The organism is Mycobacterium sp. PS03-16 (assembly GCF_004570325.1).
Lineage (GTDB): Bacteria > Actinomycetota > Actinomycetes > Mycobacteriales > Mycobacteriaceae > Mycobacterium.
Map to the genome: position 1 here is coordinate 111238 of NZ_SPQO01000010.1, position 22334 is coordinate 133571.

The window sequence follows — 22334 nt, forward strand, 5'->3', positions numbered from 1 at the left end:
CATCCAACCCGAACCGGCGGGCGGTCGCCGTCGGATGTCACACCGGATGGTCAGACTGCGGTCATGCTCGATCTGGTGCTGCCGCTGGAGTGCGGCGGATGCGGGCAGCCGTCGGTGCGGTGGTGTGCGGCGTGCGCCCGCAGCCTGGCCGTCGCCCCCGACTCACCGCACGTGTCGGTCCGCGTGTCGATCCCGGGGTTCCGGTGTTCTCGCTCGGCCGCTACGCCGGCGCGCGGCGGCGGGTCATCGTCGGGGTCAAGGAGCGCGGCCGCGCCGATCTGGTGCCGGTGCTCGGCCGGGCCCTGGCCGACGGGCTGGCCCGCCTCAATGCCTGGGGCGTGGTGGCGGGCCCGGTGCCGCTGGTACCCGCGCCGACCCGCCGGCTGGCGGCGCGGCGGCGCGGCGGTGACCCCGTCACCCGGATGGCGCACCACACCGGGCGCGACGTGCTGCCGGTCCTGCGGATGCGCGCGCTGGCCCGTGACTCGGTCGGCCTCACCGTCGCCGACCGGCAGCGCAATGTCGCCGGCCGCGTCACGCTGCGCGGGCCGGTCGCCGGCGAGGTGGTGCTGATCGACGACGTCGTCACCACGGGTGCGACGGCGGCGGAATCGGTCCGCGTGCTGCAAAGGCGCGGCGCCCGGGTACTGGCTGTGCTGACCGTCGCGCACGCCTGACCGCGGAGCCGATCACGATCGGGTGGGTCAAACCCCTGTGAAGAACCGAAAACAGTCTCGTGAATGACTGGCCGAGCTCATGAACAACGACTACCGTCGGCCTTAACCACCCGTGAATTCCAGGGTCGGCGCTTCAGAACCAAGCGCCACTTCGCCGCACAACGGTAGGAGGTGAGTACTCGACACCTTGCGCCGGTGGGCTGCGGCCAGTGCTCCCCTACGCAACTCGCCGGCGCGTCTCGTGAATGGCCCGGGCACGCCCCGTGCGTGCGACGTGAAAGAGAAACGAGTTGCCACGTATGTCAACGCATTCCATGGAATCCGACCGCACAATGGTGATCGAGGAGGAATCCGCCGCCCCCGAGCCGCGCGCCGACGTCGTCGTCACCGGACGCAACGTCGAGGTCCCCGATCATTTCCGAACCTATGTTGCCGAGAAGCTCGCGCGTCTCGAGCGGTTCGACCGCAGTATCTACCTCTTCGACGTCGAATTGGACCACGAGAAGAATCGCCGGCAGCGCAAGAACTGCCAGCACGTCGAGATCACCGCGCGCGGTCGCGGACCCGTGGTGCGCGGTGAAGGCTGCGCCGACAGCTTCTACGGCGCGTTCGAATCCGCGGTCAGCAAACTCGAGAACAGGCTGCGCCGGAGTAAGGACCGCCGCAAGATCCACTACGGGGACAAGCGCCCGGTCTCGGTGGCCGAGGCGACCGCGATGGCGGCGGCGCTCGACGAGCCGCAGCCGGCCGCCGACGAGCCGATGATCGACAACACCCCGCTCGACGACCACGAACCCGGCCGCATCGTGCGCACCAAGGTGCACCCCGACACGCCGATGACCGTCGACGACGCGCTCTCGCAGATGGAGCTCGTCGGCCACGACTTCTTCCTGTTCCACTGCAAGGAGACCGATAAGGCCAGCGTCGTGTACCGGCGCCACGCCTACGACTACGGGATCATCCGGCTCGGCTGAGCCCGGCGCGTAGCCCCGCGACACCTCGGTGTCGCGGGGCTCGACGCTGGTTGTCGGCGCGGAAAGCGGAGTTCCCAGGCGCGACCTCTACCATGGGACAGGTCTGATACCTCAACCCACAGGGGAAAAAGCGTGCTCGATAAGTTGCTCCGTCTCGGTGAAGGCCGCATGGTCAAGCGCCTCAAGAAGGTGGCCGACTATGTCAACACCTTGTCCGACGACGTCGAGAAGCTGTCTGATGCCGAGCTGCGGGCCAAGACCGACGAGTTCAAGAAGCGCATCGACGGCGGCGAAGACCTCGACGACCTGCTGCCCGAGGCGTTCGCTGTCGCCCGGGAAGCCGCCTGGCGCGTGCTGTCCCAGCGCCACTTCGACGTCCAGGTGATGGGCGGTGCCGCGCTGCACTTCGGCAACGTCGCCGAGATGAAGACCGGTGAGGGCAAGACCCTGACCGCGGTGCTGCCGTCCTACCTCAACGCGCTGTCCGGTAAGGGTGTGCACGTCGTCACCGTCAACGACTACCTGGCCAAACGCGACGCCGAGTGGATGGGCCGCGTGCACCGGTTCCTCGGCCTGTCCGTCGGCGTGATCCTGTCGGGCCTCACCCCGGAGGAGCGCCGCACCGCCTACGCGGCCGACATCACCTACGGCACCAACAACGAGTTCGGCTTCGACTACCTGCGCGACAACATGGCCCACCGGCTCGAAGACCTGGTGCAGCGCGGCCACAACTTCGCGATCGTCGACGAGGTCGACTCGATCCTGATCGACGAGGCCCGTACCCCGCTGATCATCTCGGGTCCGGCCGACAGCGCGTCCAACTGGTACCCGGAGTTCGCCCGCCTGGCGCCGCTGATGGAGAAGGACGTCCACTACGAGGTCGACCTGCGCAAGCGCACGGTCGGTGTCCACGAGCTCGGCGTCGAGTTCGTCGAGGATCAGCTCGGTATCGACAACCTCTACGAGGCCGCCAACTCGCCGCTGGTCAGCTACCTCAACAACGCGCTCAAGGCCAAGGAGCTGTTCACCCGCGACAAGGACTACATCGTCCGCAACGGTGAGGTCATCATCGTCGACGAGTTCACCGGCCGCGTGCTGATGGGCCGCCGCTACAACGAGGGCATGCACCAGGCCATCGAGGCCAAGGAACGCGTGGAGATCAAGGCCGAGAACCAGACCCTGGCCACGATCACCCTGCAGAACTACTTCCGGCTCTACGACAAGCTCTCCGGCATGACCGGCACCGCCCAGACCGAGGCGGCCGAGCTGCACGAGATCTACAAGCTCGGTGTGGTGCCGATTCCGACCAACCGGCCGATGGTGCGCGAGGACAACACCGACCTCATCTACAAGACCGAAGAGGCCAAGTTCATCGCGGTGGTCGACGACGTCGTCGAACGCTGGGAGAAAGGCCAGCCGGTCCTGATCGGCACCACCAGCGTCGAGCGCTCGGAGTACCTGTCGCGGCAGTTCACCAAGCGCAAGGTGCCGCACAACGTGCTCAACGCGAAGTACCACGAGCAGGAGGCGAACATCATCGCCGAGGCGGGCCGGCTCGGCGCCGTCACCGTGGCCACCAACATGGCCGGCCGCGGCACCGACATCGTGCTCGGCGGCAACGTGGACTTCCTGGCCGACAAGCGGCTGCGCGAGCAGGGCCTCGACCCGGTCGAGACCCCGGAGGAGTACGAGGCCGCGTGGGAGGCCACGGTCAACCAGATCAAGGCCGAGGCCAGTGAGGAGGCCGAGGACGTGCGGGCCGTGGGCGGCCTGTACGTGCTGGGCACCGAACGCCATGAGTCCCGCCGGATCGACAACCAGCTGCGCGGCCGCTCCGGCCGCCAGGGGGATCCGGGCGAATCGCGCTTCTACCTGTCGCTGGGCGATGAGCTCATGCGGCGCTTCAACGGCGCGACGCTGGAGGCGCTGCTGACCCGGCTGAACCTGCCCGACGATGTGCCGATCGAGGCGAAGATGGTCACCCGCGCCATCAAGAGCGCGCAGACCCAGGTCGAGCAGCAGAACTTCGAGATCCGCAAGAACGTGCTCAAGTACGACGAGGTGATGAACCAGCAGCGCAAGGTGATCTACCGCGAGCGCCGCATGATCCTCGAAGGGCAGGACCTCGCGGAGCAGGCCCACAAGATGCTCGTCGACGTGATCACCGCCTACGTCGACGGTGCGACCGCCGAGGGCTACTCGGAGGACTGGGATCTCGAGCAGCTGTGGACCGCGCTCAAGCAGCTCTACCCGGTCGGTGTGGACCACCGCGAGCTGGTGGACTCCGACGCGGTCGGCGAGGCCGGCGAACTCACCCGCGAGGAGCTGCTGGACCTGCTGATCAAGGACGCCGAGCGGGCCTACGCCGAACGGGAACGCCAGCTCGAGGAGATCGCCGGCGAGGGCGCCATGCGTCAGCTCGAGCGCAACGTGCTGCTCAACGTGATCGACCGCAAGTGGCGTGAGCACCTCTACGAGATGGACTACCTGCGCGAAGGCATCGGGCTGCGCGCCATGGCGCAGCGCGACCCGGTGGTCGAGTACCAGCGCGAGGGCTACGACATGTTCAAGGGCATGCTCGACGCGCTGAAGGAGGAGTCGGTCGGCTTCCTGTTCAACGTGCAGGTCGAGGCCGCCCCGACGCCCACGGTCGCGCCCGTGCAGGCGCCGTCCGGGCTGGCCGAGTTCGCCCAGGCCGCGGCCCGGCAGCAGGGCGGTGACCAGGGCGCGGTGGCCACCAAGGAGCGGCCGGCGCCGGCCGCGGTCAAGGCCAAGGGCATCGACAACGAGGCACCGCCGCTGACCTACGTCGGTCCCGGCGAGGACGGCAGCGCAGAGGTGCAGCGCTCGGGTGGCGGGCCGCGGCACGCCGCGCCGGCCGGCACCACGCGCCGCGAGCGTCGGGAAGCCGCCCGACGGCAGGCCAAGTCGGCCAAACCGCAGCGCCGGGGCTGAGCTAGCCGATCTGCAGCGCGACCACGCGCCACCGGCCGTCGCCGCCCAGTTCGATGCGGGCGGCGATGGCCCGGACGCGTCCACCGCGGTGATAGGTGGCGTACACCTCCGCCGCGGCGGCGCCGTCACCCCGCAATCCCACGCGGCGCACCGTCGCCGCATGGGCATGCCGCACGCGGGTCAGCGCGCCGACCGTGTCGAACAACGAAGGCGCCAACACCGGACGCAACTGGGTCAGCGGCCGCCGCCGGTCGACCACCTCCAGGATGCGGCGCAACGCCACGTCGGCGAAGAGCACCGCGGCCCGCGGCGGCGGATCGGCCGGCGGGACGCGCGCCGGACGCCACGGGCGCGGGGTCGGCCGGCGCAGCGCCGCCGGCGACGGCGCCGGGCACAGCGCGGCGTCCTGGTCCCGCACCGGGGCGGGTTCGTAGTCGATGACCGGCGCGGTGAACGGGCGGCGCTCGGCGGGAACGGGCGATGAGGTGGTCACGATTGGCCTCCCAGCACGACGGAACAGTCCAGGGCCGTCTGCTGGAGAGGAACAGACCTGCCCATCTTCCCACGGGGACCGGCTGCCCTGCGCACCCGTTATGCGCGTGCACACGTCATACCGCTACCGTGACGGGGAACTCGGCGGGGACGACGGGCAAGGGGGACTGGGCGGATGGTGACCCGGCTGTCGGCGTCGGACGCCGCGTTCTACCACCTCGAGAACAGTGCGACCCCGATGTACGTCGGCACGCTGTCGATCCTGCGGAAACCGCGTAGCGGGCTGAGCTACGAGACCCTGCTGCACACCGTCGAACAGCGACTGCCGCAGATCCCGCGCTACCGGCAGAAGGTCCGCGAGGTCACGCTCGGCCTGGCGCGGCCGGTCTGGATCGACGACCGGGACTTCGACATCACCTACCACATCCGGCGCTCGGCGTTGCCGTCGCCGGGCAGCGACGCCCAGTTGCACGACCTCGTCGCCCGCCTGGGGTCCCGTCCACTGGACCGGTCCCGGCCGCTGTGGGAGATGTACCTGGTCGAGGGGCTGGCCAAGAACCGCGTCGCGATCTACACCAAGAGCCACCAGGCGCTGGTCAACGGGATGACCGCGCTCGAGATCGGCCATGTCATCGCCGACCGCACGCAGAAGCCGCCGGAATTCGGTGAGGACATCTGGATCCCGGCGCGCGAGCCCAGCGACCGGGCGCTGGTGATGGGCGCGGTGGGGGAGTGGATCACCCGGCCCGCCGAACAGCTGGCCGCGGTCCGCTCGGCGGTCGGCGAACTGACCAACGCCGAGCAGTTGATCGCGGCGGGCCGCCGCGCCGTCGACGTGGTGCGCACCGCGGCCATGGGGACCGCGCCCAGCAGTCCACTCAACACCACCGTCTCGCGCAACCGCCGGTTCACCGTGGCCGGTCACCGGCTCGAGGACTACCGGACGGTGCGGGCCCGCTACGACTGCGACGTCAACGACGTCGTCCTGGCCGTCGTCGCGGGGGCGCTGCGCAACTGGCTGCTGTCGCGCGGTGAGCCGGTCACCCCGACGGCCACCGTGCGCGCCATGGCGCCGATGTCGGTGTACCCCGACACCGAGTTCGAGTCGACGGGTCCCGGCCAGGCCATCAGCGAGGTGACGCCGTTCCTGGTGGATCTGCCCGTGGGCGAACGCAATCCGGTGGTGCGGCTGTCCCAGATCTCCCACGTCACCGAATCACACCCGACCGCGGCCAGCCTCGTCGACGCGCGCACCATCGTGACCCTGTCCGGTTTCGCGCCACCGACCCTGCACGCGATGGGCATCCGCGTCGCCACGACCTTCTCGGCCCGCCTGTTCAACCTGTTGATCACCAACGTGCCCGGCGCGCAGAAGCAGATGTTCGTGGCCGGCACGAAACTGCTGGAGACCTACGCGGTCCCGCCGCTGCTGCACAACCAGGTGCTGGCCATCGGCGTCACGTCCTACAACGGCGAGGTCTACTACGGCATCAACGCCGACCGCGATGCGATGAGCGACGTCGACGTGCTGCCGAGTTTGCTGCAGGAGTCGCTCGACGAACTGCTCGACGCCGCCCGGTGACATCCGGGTGAACACCCAGGATTGACTCACCGGCCGCCGGAGGAGTCTCATGGTCAAACCATGACGCTCAGCGAAGAGAAGCGAGAAGACGGAAAAGCGCGGCGAGCGACCGACAAGGCGCTCAAGTCGCCCACCGATGTCGCGATTCCGCACCCGGTGCTCGACGTCCCCGTGGAAGAGGAGGCGTACACCGGCTACCGCGGTGTCGACTGGGTGGTCTTCGGCGTCACCGCGGTGATCGCCCTGGGCTTCCTGGCGTGGGGTTTCGTCAGTACCGAGTCGCTGGCCACCGCCTCCGGCAACGCGCTGGCGTGGGTGATGAACTCGACCGGCTGGCTGTTCGTGCTGACCGCCAGCGGCTTCGTGGTCTTCGTGGTGTGGCTGGCGCTGAGCCGCTTCGGCACCATCCCCCTGGGTCGCGACGACGAGGAACCCGAATTCCGCAGTGTGTCGTGGGTGGCGATGATGTTCAGCGCCGGTATGGGGATCGGCCTGATGTTCTTCGGCGTCGCGGAACCCTTGTCGCACTTCGCCACCCCGCCGCCGGGCACCGGTGAGGCGGGCAACCCGGAGGCTGTGCAGACCGCCCTGGCGACCACGCTGTTCCACTGGACCCTGCACCCGTGGGCCATCTACGCCGTCGTCGGCCTCGCCATCGCCTACGGCGTCTACCGCAAAGGCCGCCTGCAGCTGATCAGTGCGGCGTTCGAACCGTTGATCGGGGCGCGCGCCAACGGACCCTGGGGCAAGGTCATCGACATGCTGGCGATCTTTGCCACCCTGTTCGGCTCGGCGGCCTCCCTGGGACTCGGCGCGCTGCAGATCCGCAGCGGTCTGGAGATCGTCAGCGGGATCGGGCCCACCGGCAACATGGTGCTGATCCTCATCATCACGGTGCTCACGGTCGCGTTCGTGCTGTCGGCGGTGTCCGGTGTCGCCCGCGGCATCCAGTGGCTGTCGAACATCAACATGGTGCTGGCGCTGGTGCTCGCGGTGTTCGTCTTCGTCGTCGGTCCGACGGTGTTCATCCTCAACTTGCTGCCGACCTCGATGGGCAGCTACTTCGCCGACCTGGCGATGATGTCGGCGCGCACCGGGGCCGAGGGTGCCGCCGTCGACACCTGGCTGCAGTCCTGGACGATCTTCTACTGGGCATGGTGGATCTCGTGGACCCCGTTCGTCGGCATGTTCATCGCGCGGATCTCCCGCGGCCGCACCATCCGTCAGTTCGTCGCCGGCGTCCTTCTGGTGCCCAGCCTCGTGTCGCTGGTGTGGTTCTGCGTCTTCGGCGGGGCGGCGATCAGGGCTCAGGACGGCGGGGTCGACCTGGCCGGCCAGGGCAGCAACGAGGAGCAGCTGTTCGGGCTGCTCGACCAGTACCCGATCGCCACCATCGCCAGCATCCTGGTGATGGTGCTGGTGGCCATCTTCTTCGTGTCCGGGGCCGACGCCGCGTCGATCGTCATGGGGTCGCTGTCGGAGCGGGGCACGATCAAGCCGACCCGACCCGTGGTGATCTTCTGGGGTGTCACGACCGGTGCGGTGGCGGCGGTCATGCTGCTGGTCGGCGGCGAGGATGCGCTGACCGGGCTGCAGACCATCACGATCCTGGCCGCGGTGCCGTTCGTGCTCGTGATGGTCGGGCTGTCGGTCGCGTTGGTCAAGGACCTGCGGCACGACCCGCTGATGGTGCGTAAGAAGTACGCGGAGGACGCCGTCGAGGGCGCCGTGATCCACGGTGTGATGGAGCACGGTGACGACTTCATCATCTCGGTGGAGAAGGATCCGGAGGCCAAGTAGCTAGTCTCGCGGGATGCGCGTGTACATCCCGATGACGCTGGCGATGCTGCAGCAGTTCGTCGCCGATCAGTCCCTGCGGCCGGTCAACGGGACCGCGTTCGCGGTCACGCCGACGCTGCGCGAGTCCTACGCCGAGGGTGACGACGACGAGCTCGCCGAGGTGGCGTTGCGCGATGCCGCGCTGGCTTCACTGCGGCTGTTGGCCGCGGACGACGGGGTGGCCGGGCTGCCGCCCCGGCGCGCGGTGCTGGTCGCCGACGTCGACGGCGCGGCGGCCCGGCCCGATCTGGACGTCGCCGTGGTGCGGCTGACCGGTCCGGTGGCGCTGTCCGAGGTGATCGCCGCCTACGTCGACAACGCCGATGCGGAAGGTGCGGTGCGGCTGGCCGTCGACGTCGTCGACATGGCCGATCTGGGCGATGAGGACGCCGAACTCACCGTCGGCGATGCGCAGGACCACGACCTGGCGTGGTACGCCCCGCAAGAGCTGCCGTTCCTGCTCGAGCTGCTCTAAGACTGGATACGGCACCGTAAGTTACGGTACCGTAGGTTCATGGCCAAGAGTCAGATCAAGGTCTCGGCCAATGTCGCCGACACCGTGCGCCCCAAAGTGACCGCCAGGCACCCCGCGCTGAACGCGATCCGCGCGGTCGCGGCGAAGATCACCACGCCGCTGCTTCCCGACGACTACCTGCAACTGGCCAATCCGCTGTGGTCGGCCCGTGAACTGCGCGGCCGCGTGCTCGAGGTGCGGCAGGAGACCGAGGACTCCGCGACCCTGGTCATCAAGCCCGGATGGGGCTTCTCGTTCGACTATCAGCCCGGTCAGTACATCGGCATCGGTCTGCTCATCAACGGCCGGTGGCGGTGGCGGTCGTACTCGCTGACCTCCAGCCCGGTGACCGGTGGCCGCACGATCACGATCACCGTCAAGGCCATGCCCGAGGGGTTCCTCTCGACGCATCTGGTCGGCGGGGTGGCGCCCGGCACGGTCGTGCGCCTGGCCGCACCGCAGGGCAACTTCGTGATGCCCGATCCGGCGCCGGCGTCGGTGCTGTTCCTCACCGGCGGCTCCGGCATCACCCCGGTGATGTCGATGTTGCGGACGCTGGTGCGGCGCGACCAGATCACCGACATCGTGCACGTGCACTCCGCGCCCACCGACGCCGACGTGATGTTCGGCGCCGAACTCGCCGCGTTGCAGCGTGACCATCCGGGATACGCGCTGCAGGTGCGCACCACGCGCACCCAGGGCCGGCTGGATCTGACCCGGCTCGACGACGTCGTCGCGGACTGGCGGGAACGTCAGACATGGGCGTGCGGACCCGAGGGCATGCTCGACAGGGCCGAGAAGGTGTGGGCCGGGGCCGGGCTGGCCGATCGGCTGCATCTGGAGCGCTTCGCGGTGACCAAGGCCGCGGCGCACGGGCAGGGCGGCACGGTGCAGTTCGCCCGCAGCGGCAAGACGCTCGAGGTGGACGCGGCCACGCCGCTGATGGACGCCGGCGAGCAGGCCGGCGTGCGGATGCCGTTCGGCTGCCGGATGGGAATCTGCCAGTCCTGCGTGGTCGGGTTGGTCGAGGGTCACGTCCGAGACCTGCGCACCGGCGACGAGTACGAGCCGGGCACCCGGGTACAGACCTGTGTGACGGCTGCGTCAGGCGACTGCGTCCTCGACGTGTGACATTTACTGGCTAGTAACCTACGGCGTCGTAGGTTACGCTAGCGTAGGTAGAGGAAGGAGGCGCCACAGATGGCAATCACAGACGTACCTGAATTCGCACATCTCACCGACGCCGACATCGAGAGCCTGGGCAACGAGCTCGACTCGATCAGGCAGGACATCGAAGACTCCCTCGGTGAGCGCGACGCGCGCTACATCCGCCGCACCATTGCGGCACAACGAGCAATCGAGGTGGCCGCCCGGCTCATGCTGGCTGCCAGCTCACGCCGGTCGGCCTGGTGGGCCGGCACCGCGACCCTCGGCGTGGCCAAGATCATCGAGAACATGGAGATCGGCCACAACGTCATGCACGGCCAGTGGGACTGGATGAACGATCCGGAGATCCACTCGTCGTCGTGGGAGTGGGACATGGGCGGTTCCTCCAAGCACTGGCGGTTCACCCACAACTTCATGCACCACAAGTACACCAACATCCTGGGCATGGACGACGATGTGGGCTACGGCCTCATCCGCGTCACCCGCGACGCGAAGTGGAAGCCGTTCAATCTCGGAAATCTGCTGTACAACACGATTCTCGCGATCGGTTTCGAGTGGGGCGTCGGCCTGCAGCACGTGGAGCTCGGCAAGATCTTCAAGGGCCGTGACAACCGCGACGACAGCAAGGTCCGGGCCCGCGAGTTCGCCGCCAAGGCCGGTGCGCAGCTCTTCAAGGACTACGTGGCCTACCCGGCCGTGACGTCGCTGTCCCCGGGCGCGACCTACATGTCGACGCTCAAGGCCAACGCGGTGGCCAACGTCATCCGCAACGTCTGGGCGAACGCCGTGATCTTCTGTGGCCACTTCCCCGACGGGGCCGAGAAGTTCACCAAGACCGACATGGCCGGCGAGTCGAAGGGGCAGTGGTACCTGCGGCAGATGCTCGGCAGCGCCAACTTCGAGAACGGTCCGGTGCTGCGATTCATGAGTGGCAACCTGTGCCACCAGATCGAGCACCACCTGTACCCCGACATCCCGAGCAATCGGCTCTACGAGATCTCGACACGGGTGCGAGCGCTCTGCGACAAGTACGACCTGCCCTACACCACCGGGTCGTTCCTGGTGCAGTACGGCAAGGCGTGGCGGACCATCGCCAAACTGTCGCTGCCCGACAAGTACCTGCGGAACACGGCCGACGATGCGCCGGAGACGCGCAGCGAGCGGATGTTCGCCGAACTCGAGCCCACGCAACGGCGGGGCCTCAAGTCGTCGATCGCCGCGGTGCGCGCCAAGCGGCGGCAGAAGAAGGCCGCCGCCCGGGCGGCCTAGTCACCTCACCCGAGACTGCGGGGAGAGCGCGATTCTTGACGGATCGCTCATCTCCCCGCAGTTTCGGCGTTTTAGGGATCGTCAGTCGGGGATGTAGTCGAAGGTGTCCGGATGGGCGCCGGTGCGGCCGTCCTCACCCTTGTCCAGGCCGGACAGCGCGTCGACATCGTCGCTGCCGAGTTCGAAGTCGAACAGCGCGAAGTTCTCCTCGATCCGCTGCGGCGTCACCGACTTCGGGAACACGATGTCGCCGCGCTGGATGTGCCACCGCAGCACCACTTGAGCCGGGGTCTTTCCCGTCCGCTCGGCGATGCCGGTGATCACCGGGTCGTCGAGCACCTGGCCCTGGGCGATCGGCGACCACGCCTCGGTGGCGATGTCGTGGCTGCGGCCGTACTCGCGGACCGTGTCGTTGGTGAAGTACGGGTGCACCTCGATCTGGTTGACCGCCGGGACGGTATCGGTCTCGCGGGCCAGCCGTTCGAGGTGGTCGACCTGGAAGTTCGACACGCCGATGCTGCGGGCGCGGCCGTCCTTCTTGAACTCCTCGAGGACCTGCCAGGTGGACACGAAGTCGCCGTCGTAGAGCGTCGGCAACGGCCAGTGGATGAGGAACAGGTCGACGTACTCGAAGCCCAGTTCGCTCAGCGTGGTGTCGAACGCGCGCCGGGCGTCGTCGGGCCGGTGGTATCCGTTGTTGAGCTTGCTGGTGACGAACACCTCGGCGCGGTCCAGCCCGGAGTTGCGGATGCCCTCGCCGACGCCGCGCTCATTCTGATACATCTCGGCGGTGTCGATGTGGCGGTAGCCGATGTCCAGCGCCGTCTTCACCGCGTCGGCGGTCTGATCCGGGTCGATCTGGTACACCCCGAAGCCGAGCTGCGGGATCCGGTTGCCGTCGTTCAGGCCGATATTGGGAACGTTGCTCAAGGTCGAGCCTCCTTTTCGATCGTGGCCCCGGGGGAGGGTGTGCCCGCTGCGGCGGCGGCGCACACCCCACGTGTCGAGCGGTTCGTCACGCCTTCCGGACCACGAGGAAGGCCTGCGGAATCGCCTCGACGCCGGATGCGGTATCGCCGTCGGGTTCGCGCTGCAGCCGGGCCACCTCGCGGAATCCGTGGCGGCCGAGCCCCACGAGGACCTCGGCGGGCCGGCGGCGGTGATACGTGAGCGCCACGGGGTGCCCCCAGGCGTCGGTGAGCTCGCGCGGACGGTCGCCCACCTGGAACGCCAGCAGCAGGTGACCACCCGGGCGGAGCACGCGGTGGAACTCGGCGAACACCCCGGGCAGCGCATCGTCGGGGATGTGGATGGTCGAGTACCACGCGCAGACACCGGCGAAGCCGGCGTCGCCGAAGTCGAGCGCGGTCATCGAACCGGTGCGGAAGTCGAGACCGGGATTGCGGCGCCGCGCCTCGCGAACCATCCCGTCGGACAGGTCGACACCCACGACGTCGCAGCCGTGCCGGGACAGGATCGCCGTCGTCGCCCCGGTGCCGCAGCCCACGTCGAGGACGTCCTGCCCGGTGCCCACCAGCGCGGCGAACGCGCCGAGCATCGCGAGTTCGAACGGCTTGTCGCCCAGATAGTCATGAAAGTGCTGCGCGTACAGCGCCGCGGTCGCGTCGTACCCGGCGCGGGTCCGCGCGAGAAAGTCTGCGCTCATGCCTCTTTGAGCGCGGCCAGCAGGCGGCGTGCGGCGGCCACCCGGTCGGCGGCCGCTCCGTGCAGGCCGTCGAGCGCGCATTCCGGGTCGGCGGGCGGTCCCATGTGCCCGCAGCCGCGCGGGCAGTCGTCGATGGCCTCGGCGAGGTCGGAGAACGCCAGCAGCACATCCTCGGGTTCGATGTGCGCCAGCCCGAACGAGCGCACGCCCGGTGTGTCGATGACCCAGCCGTCGCCGGCCAGCGGCAGGGCGACGGACTGCGTCGAGGTGTGCCTGCCCTTCCCGACCCCGCTGACCTCACCGATGGCCCGATTCGCCTCGGGCACAATGCGATTCACCAGCGTCGACTTGCCGACCCCGGAATGGCCCAGCAGCACCGTGACGTTGCCGTCCAGCAATGGCACCACAGCGTCGATGGACTCCTCTCGGCCGGCAGTGGTGACGGTCAGGTCCAGGCCGGCGAACTGTTCGGCGAACGGTTGGGCGGGGGCCAGGTCACTCTTGGTCAGGCAGAGGATCGGGTGCAGCCCGCCCGCGTACGCGGCGATGAGGGCTCGTTCGACGAATCCGGTGCGCGGTGGCGGATCGGCCAGCGCCACGACGATCAACAGCTGATCGGCGTTGGCCACCACCACCCGCTCGGTCGGGTCGGTGTCATCGGCGGTGCGGCGCAACACCGTTCGCCGCTCGCCGCGTCGCACGATGCGGGCCAGGGTGTCGGGACGTCCGGAAAGGTCGCCGACCACGTCGACGTCGTCGCCGACGACGATCGGGGTGCGGCCGAGTTCGCGCGCCCTCATCGCGGTCACCAGATGGTCCGGATCGCCGTCGAGCGCGCAGCCCCACCGGCCGCGGTCGACCGTGACCACCATCGCGGCCCGGGCGTCGGCGTGGTCCGGGCGGGTCTTGGTCCGCGGCCGTGAGCCCCGACCCGGCCGCACCCGGACGTCGGACTCGTCGTACTGGCGAGGGCTCAAGCGCCTGCCTCGGGCTCGACGGCGGTCTGCCCGGCCAGCATGCCCGACCACAGCTGCGGGAACTCCGGCAGCGTCTTGGCCGTGGTGGCGATGTTCTCGATCTCGACCCCGGGGGTGCGCACCCCGACGATGGCCCCGGCCATCGCCATCCGGTGGTCGGCGTACGAGTGCCACGTGCCGCCGTGCAGCGGTGTCGCGGTGATCACCAGACCGTCCTCGGTCTCCTCACACTGTCCGCCCAGGCCGGTGAGTTCGGTGCGCAGCGCGGCGAGCCGGTCGGTCTCATGCCCGCGCAGATGCGCGATCCCGCGCAGACGTGACACCGCTCCCGGGGCGGCCAGCGCGGCCAGCGCGGCGACCGCCGGAGCCAGTTCCCCGACGTCGTGCAGGTCGGCGTCGATCCCGTCGTAGGGCAGGCGGCCCTGCACCTCGAGGTAGGTGTCGGCCTGGCGCACCTCCGCGCCCAGCGTCTCGAGGATGCCGAGGATGGCGTCGGCGGGTTGGGTGCTCGACGCCGGCCACCCGGTCACCCGCACCGCGCCGCCGCTGACCACGGCCGCGGCCAGGAACGGCACCGCATTGGACAGGTCCGGTTCGATCATCCAGTCGCGGGTCTGGATCGGGCCGGGCCGCACGGTCCACCGCTTGGGGGTGCCGTCGTCGACCCCGACGCCGGCGTCGCGCAGCATGGCCACGGTCATCGCCACGTGCGGCGCCGAGGGCACGGATCCACCGGTGTGCACGACGGTCAAGCCGTCGCGGAACGCCGCGCCCGAGAGCATCAGCCCCGAGACGAACTGCGATGAGGCCGACGCGTCGATCTCGACGGTGCCGCCGGCCACGCCGCCGGCGCCCCGCACCGTGAACGGCAGCCCGTCGCCCTGCACGTCGACGCCCAGCGCGCGCAGTCCCGTCAGCAGCGGCGCGATCGGCCGGACCCGGGCCTGCTCGTCGCCGTCGAAGGCGACGGTCTCGGTGCCCAGCGCGGCCAGCGGCGGGACGAACCGCAGCACCGTGCCGGCCAGCCCGCAATCGACCCGGGCGCCGGCGGCCGGGGCGATGCCGCCGCTGACCCGCAATTCGGTGTCCTTGGCGTCGATGCAGTCGACCTGCACACCGAGTGTGCGCAACGCCCCGATCATCAGGTCGGTGTCGCGACTGCGCAACGCGCCACGAACGGTCGAGACACCCTGCGGGGTGGCCAGCGCGGCCAGCAGCAGCGCACGGTTGGTCTGCGATTTCGAGCCCGGCACCGTCACCGTGGCGTGCACCGGGGACGGCGTCGAGGGGGCCGGCCAATTGCTCACGGACCCATCCTGCCCTGTCCGATGTGCGCGACCAACGCCCCTGTCGGTTCGGCGTGCCACTATCGGGGTTATGTGCGGACGTTTCGCGGTGACCACCGATCCGGCCCTGCTGGCCGAGAAGATCAAGGCGATCGACGAGACCACCGTCGCGCCGAACGAGGGCGGCCCGAACTACAACGTCGCTCCGACCACCACCATCACCACCCTGGTCACCCGGCACAGCGAACCCGACGACGACGCGACGCGCCGGCTGCGGTCCATGCGCTGGGGCCTGATCCCGCCGTGGGTCAAGAGCACCGAGGACGGCAGCCCGGACAGCAAGGGCCCGTTGCTGATCAACGCGCGCGCCGAGAAGGTCACCACCTCCCCGGCGTTCCGCAGTTCCGCGGCCAAGAAGCGCTGCCTGGTGCCGATGGACGGCTGGTACGAGTGGCGGCCCAACCCGTCGGGCACGTCGGGCAAGAAGGCCGCCAAGACCCCGTTCTACATGTACGGCGCCGACGGGGAGCCGCTGTTCATGGCCGGTCTGTGGACCACGTGGCGGCCGAAGGAGGCGCCTAAGGACGCGCCGCCGTTGGTGAGCTGCACGATCATCACCACCGACGCCGCGGGGCCGCTCGCCGACATCCACGACCGCATGCCGCTGACCATCAGCCGTGACGACTGGGATCGCTGGCTGGACCCGGACGCACCGATCGACGAGGGGCTGCTGCGCGGGCACGGCGACCTCGACCGCATCGAGGTGCGCGAGGTGTCCCGGCTGGTCAACAGCATCCGCAACAACGGGCCCGAGCTCATCTCCCCCGCCGAGCCGGAGCCCGAACAGGCCACGCTGCTGTGAGCGATCCGGTCGGCCCACTGCACTCCGGCCTTGTCGTCGACGCGCTCGGCGCCGATCTGCGCTCGGCGGGTTACACCACCGACGGGGTGGTCGGCCTGTTGGGCGCCGACGCCGACGCCGCGTTCAGCCGGGGACTGTGGTGGGCGGCGCTGCGGGCCACCGACCGGGCGGCGCCGGAACGGGAGCGCCTGGCCGTGCTGATCCGGCTGTTCCTGCTCGGCGCCGACGAAGCGGCCGAGCGGGCCACCCGTGCGATGCCCGGCGCGGGGCTCGACGCGCTGGTGGCCAACGGGGTGCTCGAGAAGCGTCCCGACGGCACCGTCCGCGCCGCACTGGACATCCGCCCGCACAGCGACGGGGCCCGCGACTTCCTGGTGGTGTCGGATCAGGATGCGGCGCTGCGGTCCGGCCCGGTGCGCCACGACCACGTGCTGGGCATCGGCGGCGCCTCGGTGTCGCTGGCCCGCGCGGTGGTCCGCAGCCCGGTCGAGCGGGCGCTCGACCTCGGCACCGGCTGCGGCATTCAGGCGCTGCACCTCGATGCCCACTGCGCACAGATCGTGGCCACCGACGTCAACGAGCGGGCGCTCGCGCTGGCCGGGGCGACCGCACGGCTCAACGGCATGTCGTGGGATCTGCGCGGCGGCAGCCTGTTCGAACCGGTCGCCGGTGAACGGTTCGACCTGATCGTGTCCAATCCGCCGTTCGTGGTGGGCGCCGGCGCCCGCGACTACATCTACCGGGATTCCGGCATGGCCGGGGATGCGTTGTCCCAGAGCCTGATCGAACAGGTCGGTGCACACCTGGCACCCGGTGGTACGGCGCAGATCATGGCCAACTGGATCGTCCGCGAGGGCGAGGACTGGCGGACGCGTGTCCGGGGCTGGCTGGCCGGCACCGGCGTGCACGCCTGGGTGGTGCAACGCGAGTACGCCGACCCGGTCAACTATGTGTCGCTGTGGACCTCGGATGCGGGGGAGCCGCCGCAGGAGGCCGCGGTGCGCGGCGGTCAGTGGCTGGACTGGTTCGCCGACGAGGGCATCGCCGGGGTCGGGATGGGCATGATCGTGTTGCGCGCGCCGCGGCCGGGCGAGTGCCGGCCGCCCGAGCAGGTGCTCGAGGAGATCACCGGCGCCGACGAGGCGCTGACCGGCCCCGAGGTGGACGCGTTCTTCGCCCGCCGGGAGTACCTGCACGACACCTCCGACGAACAACTGCTGGCCACCCGCCTGTCGACGGCGCCGGTGTTCCTCGAGGAACAGTCGCTGCCCGGTCCGGACGGCTGGCAGACCGTGGGTGCGGCGGTGCGCCGCCCCGGTGGCCCGGGCGCGGTGCTCGGTGTCGACGAGGTGTCGCGCGCGCTGTTGGCGGGTTGTCGCGGTGAGGCGCCGCTCGGTGCGCTGATCGCGTTGCTGGCCGCGCACCACGGCGTGGACGCCGATGCGTTGGCCACCGCGGCACTGCCGGTGGTGCGCGAGGCGATCGGTCGCGGAATCCTCTACGAGGCCGAGTAGCCCGGCGGGTTGGCCGAGTCGACCCAGAAGTCCACCCCGAGGTCGGAACCCGGAACGCAGTCGTACACCGACAGGTCCGTGACACCGGACTCCAACAGCACGTCCTCGCACAGCAGCGTGTGGCCGGTGTAGGTCGACGGTTTGGTCAGCACGGCGTACGCGGCGTCCGAGTACACCTCCGGTTTGCGTGAGCGCGCCATCGACTCGTCCCCACCGAGCAGGTTCTGCACCGCGGCGGTCGCGACCATCGTGCGCGGCCACAGCGTGTTCGACGCGATGCCGGCCTCCCGCATCTCCTCGGCGACGCCCAACGCGCACAACGTCATTCCGAATTTGGCCATCATGTACGGCGTGGGCCGCAGCCACTGGGACTCGAGCAGGATGGGCGGCGACAGCGTCAGCACGTGCGGGTTCTCGCGGCCCTTCATGTGCGGCAGGCAGGCCTGGGTGACGGCGTAGGTGCCGCGTACCTGGATGCCGTTCATCAGGTCGAAGCGTTTGAGCGGGACGTCCTCGATGGACCCGAGGTTGATCGCCGAGGCGTTGTTGACGCACATGTCGATCCCGCCGAACTGTTCGACGGTCTTGGCCACCGCGGCGGTCACCGAGTCGCCGTCGCGGATGTCGCCGACGATCGGCAGCGCCTGACCGCCGGCCGCCTCGATCTCCTCGGCCGCGGTGTAGATCGTGCCGGGCAGCTTGGGATGCGGTTCGGCGGTCTTGGCCACCAGCGCGATGTTCGCGCCGTCGGCGGCGACGCGTTTGGCGATGGCCAACCCGATTCCGCGGCTGGCGCCTGAGATGAACATGGTCTTCCCGGACAGGGGTGTGTCTGCCATGGGGGCCAGCCTAGGTGGCCCTGATCTCGGCGGTCACCGCATCGGCGAGCCGGATCAGGTCTGCGGGGGCAACGGCGATCTCGAGTCCCCGCTTCCCGGCGCTGCACAGCACCCGCTCCCATCGCTGGGCCGAGGCGTCGACCACCGTGGGCAGGCGTTTGCGCTGCCCGAGTGGGGAAATCCCGCCGAGGACGTAACCGGTCGACCGTTCGGCGGCGGCGCGATCGGCCATTACCGCCTTCGCGGCGCCGAGCGCGGTGGCCGCGGCCTTCAGCGACAGCTTGGCCGGCACGGGCAGCACCGCCACCGCCAGCCCGGCAGGCAGCGCGATGACCAGCGTCTTGAACACTTGATCGGCGACGACGCCGGCGCGGTCGGCGAGTTCGTGCACGGCCTCCTCGCCGTAGGACCCGGCGCGCGGATCGTGCTGGTAGGCGAGCACCTCGTGCTCGACGCCGGCGGCGACGAGTGCCGCGATCGCCGGTGTTGCCGCACGCGCCATGCGCTCAAGCTTAGGAAGCGGTGGGCGCGAGAGACGCCGGTGGGCGGGAACAACCCCGCGCTCCGGTGCTGTTGTCAGTGACGACTCCGGTGGTGTGGACACGCTGCCGGGATCGTGTCGGCCACAGCCTCTAGGATCGAGCGGAAGGGGAACCCCCAGTGCCAACGGCCTGCCTTGAACGTCCCGTGGACGTACCTGGACTGTTCGGCGGCGCCGCTACAGAAGGGACGGTGTCGACCACGATGACCGACATCGACGACTCGGCGACCCAGCGGGACGAGACCGACGCCGAGCTCACCGCGCGCTTCGAACGCGACGCGATTCCACTGCTCGACCAGCTCTACGGTGGTGCGCTGCGCATGACGCGCAATCCGGCCGACGCCGAAGACCTGTTGCAGGAAACGATGGTGAAGGCCTACGCGGGCTTCCGGTCGTTCCGGGAGGGCACCAACCTCAAGGCGTGGCTGTACCGGATCCTGACCAACACCTACATCAACAGCTACCGCAAGAAGCAGCGGCAGCCGTCGGAGTACCCGACCGACGAGATCACCGACTGGCAGCTGGCGTCCAACGCCGAGCACTCCTCGACGGGGCTGCGCTCGGCCGAGGTCGAGGCGCTCGAGGCGTTGCCCGACACCGAGATCAAGGCTGCGCTGCAGGCTCTGCCGGAGGAATTCCGGATGGCGGTCTACTACGCCGACGTCGAGGGATTCCCGTACAAGGAGATCGCCGAGATCATGGATACGCCGATCGGGACTGTCATGTCCCGGCTGCACCGTGGCCGCAAGCAACTGCGCGAGCTACTGGCAGATGTCGCCCGAGACCGTGGGTTCATTCGCGGTGAAATGCCCGAGGAGGTGTCGTCGTGAGCGACGAAGAGAGGTGGACCCCGCCGGTCGGACCGGTCGACCCGGAACATCCGGAGTGCGCGGCCGTGATCGCGGAGGTCTGGACGCTGCTCGACGGGGAATGCACCCCCGAGACGCGGGACAAGCTCAAGCATCACCTCGAGGAATGCCCCGCATGCCTGCGCCACTACGGGGTCGAGGAGCGCGTGAAGCGGCTGATCGCCACCAAGTGCAGCGGTGAGAAGGCGCCGGATCGGTTGCGTGAGCGGCTGCGCATCGAGATCAGCCGCACCACGATCATCCGGGGGTAGGACCGCCGGCGCGGCGGCCCCGGACACTACTCAGGCGTTGGGCCGCTTGCCGTGGTTGGCCTTCGAGTGCTTGCGGTCACGCTTCTTACGGCCACGCTTGGCCATGGGATTCCTCCGTTCGTCGGTGCTGTCGTCCCATTGTCTCATGGCGCGACGACACCTTTTCCGCACCGCTGACGTCCACGCTGGCACCTCACCACCGCGGCGTGTGGTTCGATAGACCCCGAAGGCAGCCGCCGAGACGTGAGTGGGGTGAAGATGGCCGAGGACGTTCGCGCCGAAATCGTGGCCAGTGTGCTCGAGGTCGTGGTTCACGAGGGCGATCAGATCGGCGAGGGGGACACCCTGGTGCTGCTGGAGTCGATGAAGATGGAGATCCCGGTGCTGGCCGAGGTGGCGGGCACGGTGACCAAGGTCAACGTCGCCGAGGGCGATGTCATCCAGGCCGGCGATCTGATCGCGGTGATCTCCTGACCGCGGCCGCGCTCGCGTCCTCTCACCTCTCCCTCTTCTAGGCGTTCATGTCGACACTCGGTGATCTGCTCGCCGAGCACACGGTCCTGCCCGGCAATGCCGTCGACCACCTGCACGCGGTGGTCGGCGAATGGCAGCTGCTCGCCGATCTGTCCTTCGCCGACTATCTGATGTGGGTCCGCCGCGACGACGGCGTGCTGGTGTGCGTCGCGCAGGTGCGGCCCAACACCGCGCCGACGGTGCTGCTCGCCGACGCAGTGGGGACCACCGCGATACCCGAGACCATGCCGCTGGTCGGCGCGACGTTCGCGTCGGGCACGATCGGCCGCGAGGGACCCACCGCGCACCACGATTCGCCCGGGCTGAACGTCGAGGCCGTGCCGGTGCGCTACGGCGACCGGGTGGTGGCCGTCCTCACCCATCAGACCGCGCTGGCGGCGCGGCGGACGGCGAGTCCGCTGGAGAACGCGTACCTCGACTGTGCGGGTGATCTGCTGCTGATGCTCTCGGAGGGCACGTTCCCGAACGTCGGGGACCTGGCGATGTCCCGGTCGAGTCCCCGCGTGGGCGACGGGTTCATCCGCCTCGACGGCTCCGGTGACGTCGTGTTCGCCAGCCCCAACGCGATCTCGGCCTACCACCGCATGGGCCTGACCGCCGAGCTCGAGGGGCACAACCTGGTGGCCGTGACCCGTCCGTTGATCTCGGATCCGTTCGAGGCCCAGGAGCTGGCCACCCACGTCCGCGACTCGCTGGCCGGTGGGTCCAGCATGCGTATGGAGGTCGACGCCGGCGGCGCCGCGGTGCTGCTGCGCACGCTGCCACTGGTGGTGCACGGTGCGGCCGTGGGCGCGGCGGTGCTGATCCGCGACGTCACCGAGGTCAAGCGGCGCGACCGCGCGCTGCTGAGCAAGGACGCCACGATCCGCGAGATCCACCACCGGGTGAAGAACAACCTGCAGACGGTGGCGGCGCTGCTGCGACTGCAGGCACGGCGCACCAACAACGCCGAGGGCCGCGAGGCCCTGATGGAGTCCGTGCGGCGGGTGTCCTCGATCGCTCAGGTGCACGATGCGCTGTCGATGTCGGTCGACGAGGAGGTCAACCTCGACGAGGTGGTCGACCGCATCCTGCCGATCATGAACGACGTGGCCAGTGTCGGACCGCCCATCCGGATCAAGCGGGAAGGTGACCTCGGTGTGCTCGACGCCGACCGGGCTACCGCGCTGATCATGGTGATCACCGAGTTGGTGCAGAACGCGATCGAGCACGCCTTCGACGCCAAGACCGCACAGGGCAGCGTCACCATCCGCGCCGAGCGTTCCGCGCGCTGGCTCGATGTCGTCGTGCACGACGACGGACGCGGCATGCCGGCCGGGTTCAGCCTGGAGAAGTCCGACCGGCTGGGGTTGCAGATCGTGCGGACGCTGGTCTCGGCCGAGCTGGACGGATCACTCGGCATGCACGATGTGCCCAGCGGCGGAACCGATGTGGTGCTGCGGGTGCCGATCGGACGCCGCACTCGCGCCCCGCAATAACGCCGGCCTGCAACGGATTACACGTCCACACCAGTGACGGCCCCGGCT

The 22334-nt window shown here is 69.4% G+C and carries 21 protein-coding genes and 1 pseudogene; 14 read left to right on the forward strand and 8 right to left on the reverse strand.

Annotated elements, in window-relative coordinates:
* Positions 1-63 precede the first annotated feature (63 nt).
* From E4P42_RS11365 to secA, 3 genes and pseudogenes are all read left to right on the forward strand, one after another.
* Positions 64-677: pseudogene (locus tag E4P42_RS11365) on the forward strand (ComF family protein).
* A gap of 332 nt (positions 678-1009) precedes the next feature.
* The gene (gene hpf, locus E4P42_RS11370; protein WP_371287019.1) at positions 1010-1651 is read left to right on the forward strand and encodes a ribosome hibernation-promoting factor, HPF/YfiA family; all 642 of its coding nucleotides are present in this window, start codon (positions 1010-1012) and stop codon (positions 1649-1651) included.
* A gap of 132 nt (positions 1652-1783) precedes the next feature.
* Positions 1784-4606, forward strand: a complete 2823-nt coding sequence (secA, locus tag E4P42_RS11375; RefSeq protein ID WP_135126166.1) for a preprotein translocase subunit SecA — start codon at positions 1784-1786, stop codon at positions 4604-4606.
* A 1-nt stretch (position 4607) separates the two neighbouring features.
* Here secA and E4P42_RS11380 read toward each other — a convergent pair whose 3' ends face one another.
* Positions 4608-5099: an Rv3235 family protein gene (locus E4P42_RS11380; RefSeq protein WP_245233978.1), complete on the reverse strand. Its 492-nt coding sequence runs from the start codon at positions 5097-5099 to the stop codon at positions 4608-4610.
* Positions 5100-5273: 174 nt separating this feature from the next.
* On the opposite strand from E4P42_RS11380, the gene E4P42_RS11385 reads away from it, so the two are divergent.
* The 5 genes from E4P42_RS11385 (at position 5274) to E4P42_RS11405 (ending at position 11469) form a co-directional block, all read left to right on the forward strand.
* Positions 5274-6680 (forward strand): wax ester/triacylglycerol synthase family O-acyltransferase, encoded by a 1407-nt coding sequence (locus E4P42_RS11385; RefSeq protein WP_135126167.1) that lies wholly within the window; start codon positions 5274-5276, stop codon positions 6678-6680.
* A gap of 60 nt (positions 6681-6740) precedes the next feature.
* Positions 6741-8480 (forward strand): BCCT family transporter, encoded by a 1740-nt coding sequence (locus E4P42_RS11390; RefSeq protein WP_135126168.1) that lies wholly within the window; start codon positions 6741-6743, stop codon positions 8478-8480.
* Between the two features lie 13 nt (positions 8481-8493).
* Positions 8494-8994 (forward strand): hypothetical protein, encoded by a 501-nt coding sequence (locus E4P42_RS11395; protein WP_135126169.1) that lies wholly within the window; start codon positions 8494-8496, stop codon positions 8992-8994.
* Positions 8995-9033: 39 nt separating this feature from the next.
* Entirely contained in the window at positions 9034-10164 is a 1131-nt protein-coding gene (locus tag E4P42_RS11400; RefSeq protein WP_135126170.1) for a ferredoxin reductase, read from the forward strand.
* A 69-nt stretch (positions 10165-10233) separates the two neighbouring features.
* Positions 10234-11469: a fatty acid desaturase gene (locus E4P42_RS11405; protein ID WP_135126171.1), complete on the forward strand. Its 1236-nt coding sequence runs from the start codon at positions 10234-10236 to the stop codon at positions 11467-11469.
* 81 nt (positions 11470-11550) lie between these two features.
* On the opposite strand, the gene E4P42_RS11410 is transcribed toward E4P42_RS11405, so the two are convergent.
* From E4P42_RS11410 to aroA, 4 genes are all read right to left on the reverse strand, one after another.
* Positions 11551-12399: an aldo/keto reductase gene (locus E4P42_RS11410; protein WP_135126172.1), complete on the reverse strand. Its 849-nt coding sequence runs from the start codon at positions 12397-12399 to the stop codon at positions 11551-11553.
* 85 nt (positions 12400-12484) lie between these two features.
* Entirely contained in the window at positions 12485-13135 is a 651-nt protein-coding gene (locus tag E4P42_RS11415; protein WP_135126173.1) for a class I SAM-dependent methyltransferase, read from the reverse strand.
* Positions 13132-14112: a ribosome small subunit-dependent GTPase A gene (gene rsgA / locus E4P42_RS11420; protein WP_135126174.1), complete on the reverse strand. Its 981-nt coding sequence runs from the start codon at positions 14110-14112 to the stop codon at positions 13132-13134. The genes E4P42_RS11415 and rsgA overlap by 4 nt, the downstream gene beginning before the upstream one ends.
* Positions 14109-15419, reverse strand: coding sequence for a 3-phosphoshikimate 1-carboxyvinyltransferase (gene aroA, locus E4P42_RS11425; RefSeq protein WP_135126175.1), 1311 nt, complete (start codon positions 15417-15419; stop codon positions 14109-14111). Before aroA ends, rsgA begins: the two co-directional genes overlap by 4 nt.
* Positions 15420-15489: 70 nt before the next feature.
* On the opposite strand from aroA, the gene E4P42_RS11430 reads away from it, so the two are divergent.
* Together E4P42_RS11430 and E4P42_RS11435 are read left to right on the forward strand one after the other, a co-directional pair.
* Positions 15490-16260, forward strand: coding sequence for an SOS response-associated peptidase (locus E4P42_RS11430; protein WP_167759454.1), 771 nt, complete (start codon positions 15490-15492; stop codon positions 16258-16260).
* Positions 16257-17774 (forward strand): class I SAM-dependent methyltransferase, encoded by a 1518-nt coding sequence (locus E4P42_RS11435; RefSeq protein WP_135126176.1) that lies wholly within the window; start codon positions 16257-16259, stop codon positions 17772-17774. Before E4P42_RS11430 ends, E4P42_RS11435 begins: the two co-directional genes overlap by 4 nt.
* Here E4P42_RS11435 and E4P42_RS11440 read toward each other — a convergent pair.
* Positions 17759-18613: an NAD(P)-dependent oxidoreductase gene (locus E4P42_RS11440; RefSeq protein ID WP_135126177.1), complete on the reverse strand. Its 855-nt coding sequence runs from the start codon at positions 18611-18613 to the stop codon at positions 17759-17761. The two genes, E4P42_RS11435 and E4P42_RS11440, sit on opposite strands and share 16 nt — an antisense overlap.
* A 10-nt stretch (positions 18614-18623) precedes the next feature.
* Complete coding sequence (locus E4P42_RS11445; protein ID WP_135126178.1) at positions 18624-19115, reverse strand: aminoacyl-tRNA deacylase; 492 nt, start codon at positions 19113-19115, stop codon at positions 18624-18626.
* Positions 19116-19357: 242 nt separating this feature from the next.
* Between E4P42_RS11445 and E4P42_RS11450 the strand changes: the two genes are divergently transcribed.
* Positions 19358-19984 (forward strand): sigma-70 family RNA polymerase sigma factor, encoded by a 627-nt coding sequence (locus E4P42_RS11450; RefSeq protein ID WP_167759460.1) that lies wholly within the window; start codon positions 19358-19360, stop codon positions 19982-19984.
* The gene (gene rsrA / locus E4P42_RS11455) at positions 19981-20274 is read left to right on the forward strand and encodes a mycothiol system anti-sigma-R factor (RefSeq protein WP_135126180.1); all 294 of its coding nucleotides are present in this window, start codon (positions 19981-19983) and stop codon (positions 20272-20274) included. The genes E4P42_RS11450 and rsrA overlap by 4 nt, the downstream gene beginning before the upstream one ends.
* A gap of 30 nt (positions 20275-20304) precedes the next feature.
* On the opposite strand, the gene E4P42_RS27675 is transcribed toward rsrA, so the two are convergent.
* Positions 20305-20379, reverse strand: a complete 75-nt coding sequence (locus tag E4P42_RS27675; RefSeq protein ID WP_011728008.1) for a 50S ribosomal protein bL37 — start codon at positions 20377-20379, stop codon at positions 20305-20307.
* Between the two features lie 153 nt (positions 20380-20532).
* On the opposite strand from E4P42_RS27675, the gene E4P42_RS11465 reads away from it, so the two are divergent.
* Together E4P42_RS11465 and E4P42_RS11470 are read left to right on the forward strand one after the other, a co-directional pair.
* Entirely contained in the window at positions 20533-20748 is a 216-nt protein-coding gene (locus E4P42_RS11465) for a biotin/lipoyl-binding carrier protein (protein ID WP_059089178.1), read from the forward strand.
* A gap of 47 nt (positions 20749-20795) precedes the next feature.
* Positions 20796-22286, forward strand: a complete 1491-nt coding sequence (locus E4P42_RS11470) for a sensor histidine kinase (RefSeq protein WP_135126181.1) — start codon at positions 20796-20798, stop codon at positions 22284-22286.
* Positions 22287-22334: the final 48 nt, after the last annotated feature.

Excerpts from the sequence above, each read along its gene's own strand:
- hpf (WP_371287019.1), top strand. The coding sequence starts at position 1,010 with ATGGTGATCGAGGAGGAATCCGCCGCCCCCGAGCCGCGCGCCGACGTC.
- E4P42_RS11385 (WP_135126167.1), top strand. The coding sequence starts at position 5,274 with ATGGTGACCCGGCTGTCGGCGTCGGACGCCGCGTTCTACCACCTCGAG.
- E4P42_RS11390 (WP_135126168.1), top strand. The coding sequence starts at position 6,741 with ATGACGCTCAGCGAAGAGAAGCGAGAAGACGGAAAAGCGCGGCGAGCG.
- E4P42_RS11395 (WP_135126169.1), top strand. The coding sequence starts at position 8,494 with ATGCGCGTGTACATCCCGATGACGCTGGCGATGCTGCAGCAGTTCGTC.
- E4P42_RS11400 (WP_135126170.1), top strand. The coding sequence starts at position 9,034 with ATGGCCAAGAGTCAGATCAAGGTCTCGGCCAATGTCGCCGACACCGTG.
- E4P42_RS11405 (WP_135126171.1), top strand. The coding sequence starts at position 10,234 with ATGGCAATCACAGACGTACCTGAATTCGCACATCTCACCGACGCCGAC.
- E4P42_RS11415 (WP_135126173.1), bottom strand. The coding sequence starts at position 13,135 with ATGAGCGCAGACTTTCTCGCGCGGACCCGCGCCGGGTACGACGCGACC.
- E4P42_RS11430 (WP_167759454.1), top strand. The coding sequence starts at position 15,490 with ATGTGCGGACGTTTCGCGGTGACCACCGATCCGGCCCTGCTGGCCGAG.
- E4P42_RS11440 (WP_135126177.1), bottom strand. The coding sequence starts at position 18,613 with ATGGCAGACACACCCCTGTCCGGGAAGACCATGTTCATCTCAGGCGCC.
- E4P42_RS11445 (WP_135126178.1), bottom strand. The coding sequence starts at position 19,115 with ATGGCGCGTGCGGCAACACCGGCGATCGCGGCACTCGTCGCCGCCGGC.
- E4P42_RS11450 (WP_167759460.1), top strand. The coding sequence starts at position 19,358 with ATGACCGACATCGACGACTCGGCGACCCAGCGGGACGAGACCGACGCC.
- E4P42_RS11465 (WP_059089178.1), top strand. The coding sequence starts at position 20,533 with ATGGCCGAGGACGTTCGCGCCGAAATCGTGGCCAGTGTGCTCGAGGTC.
- E4P42_RS11470 (WP_135126181.1), top strand. The coding sequence starts at position 20,796 with ATGTCGACACTCGGTGATCTGCTCGCCGAGCACACGGTCCTGCCCGGC.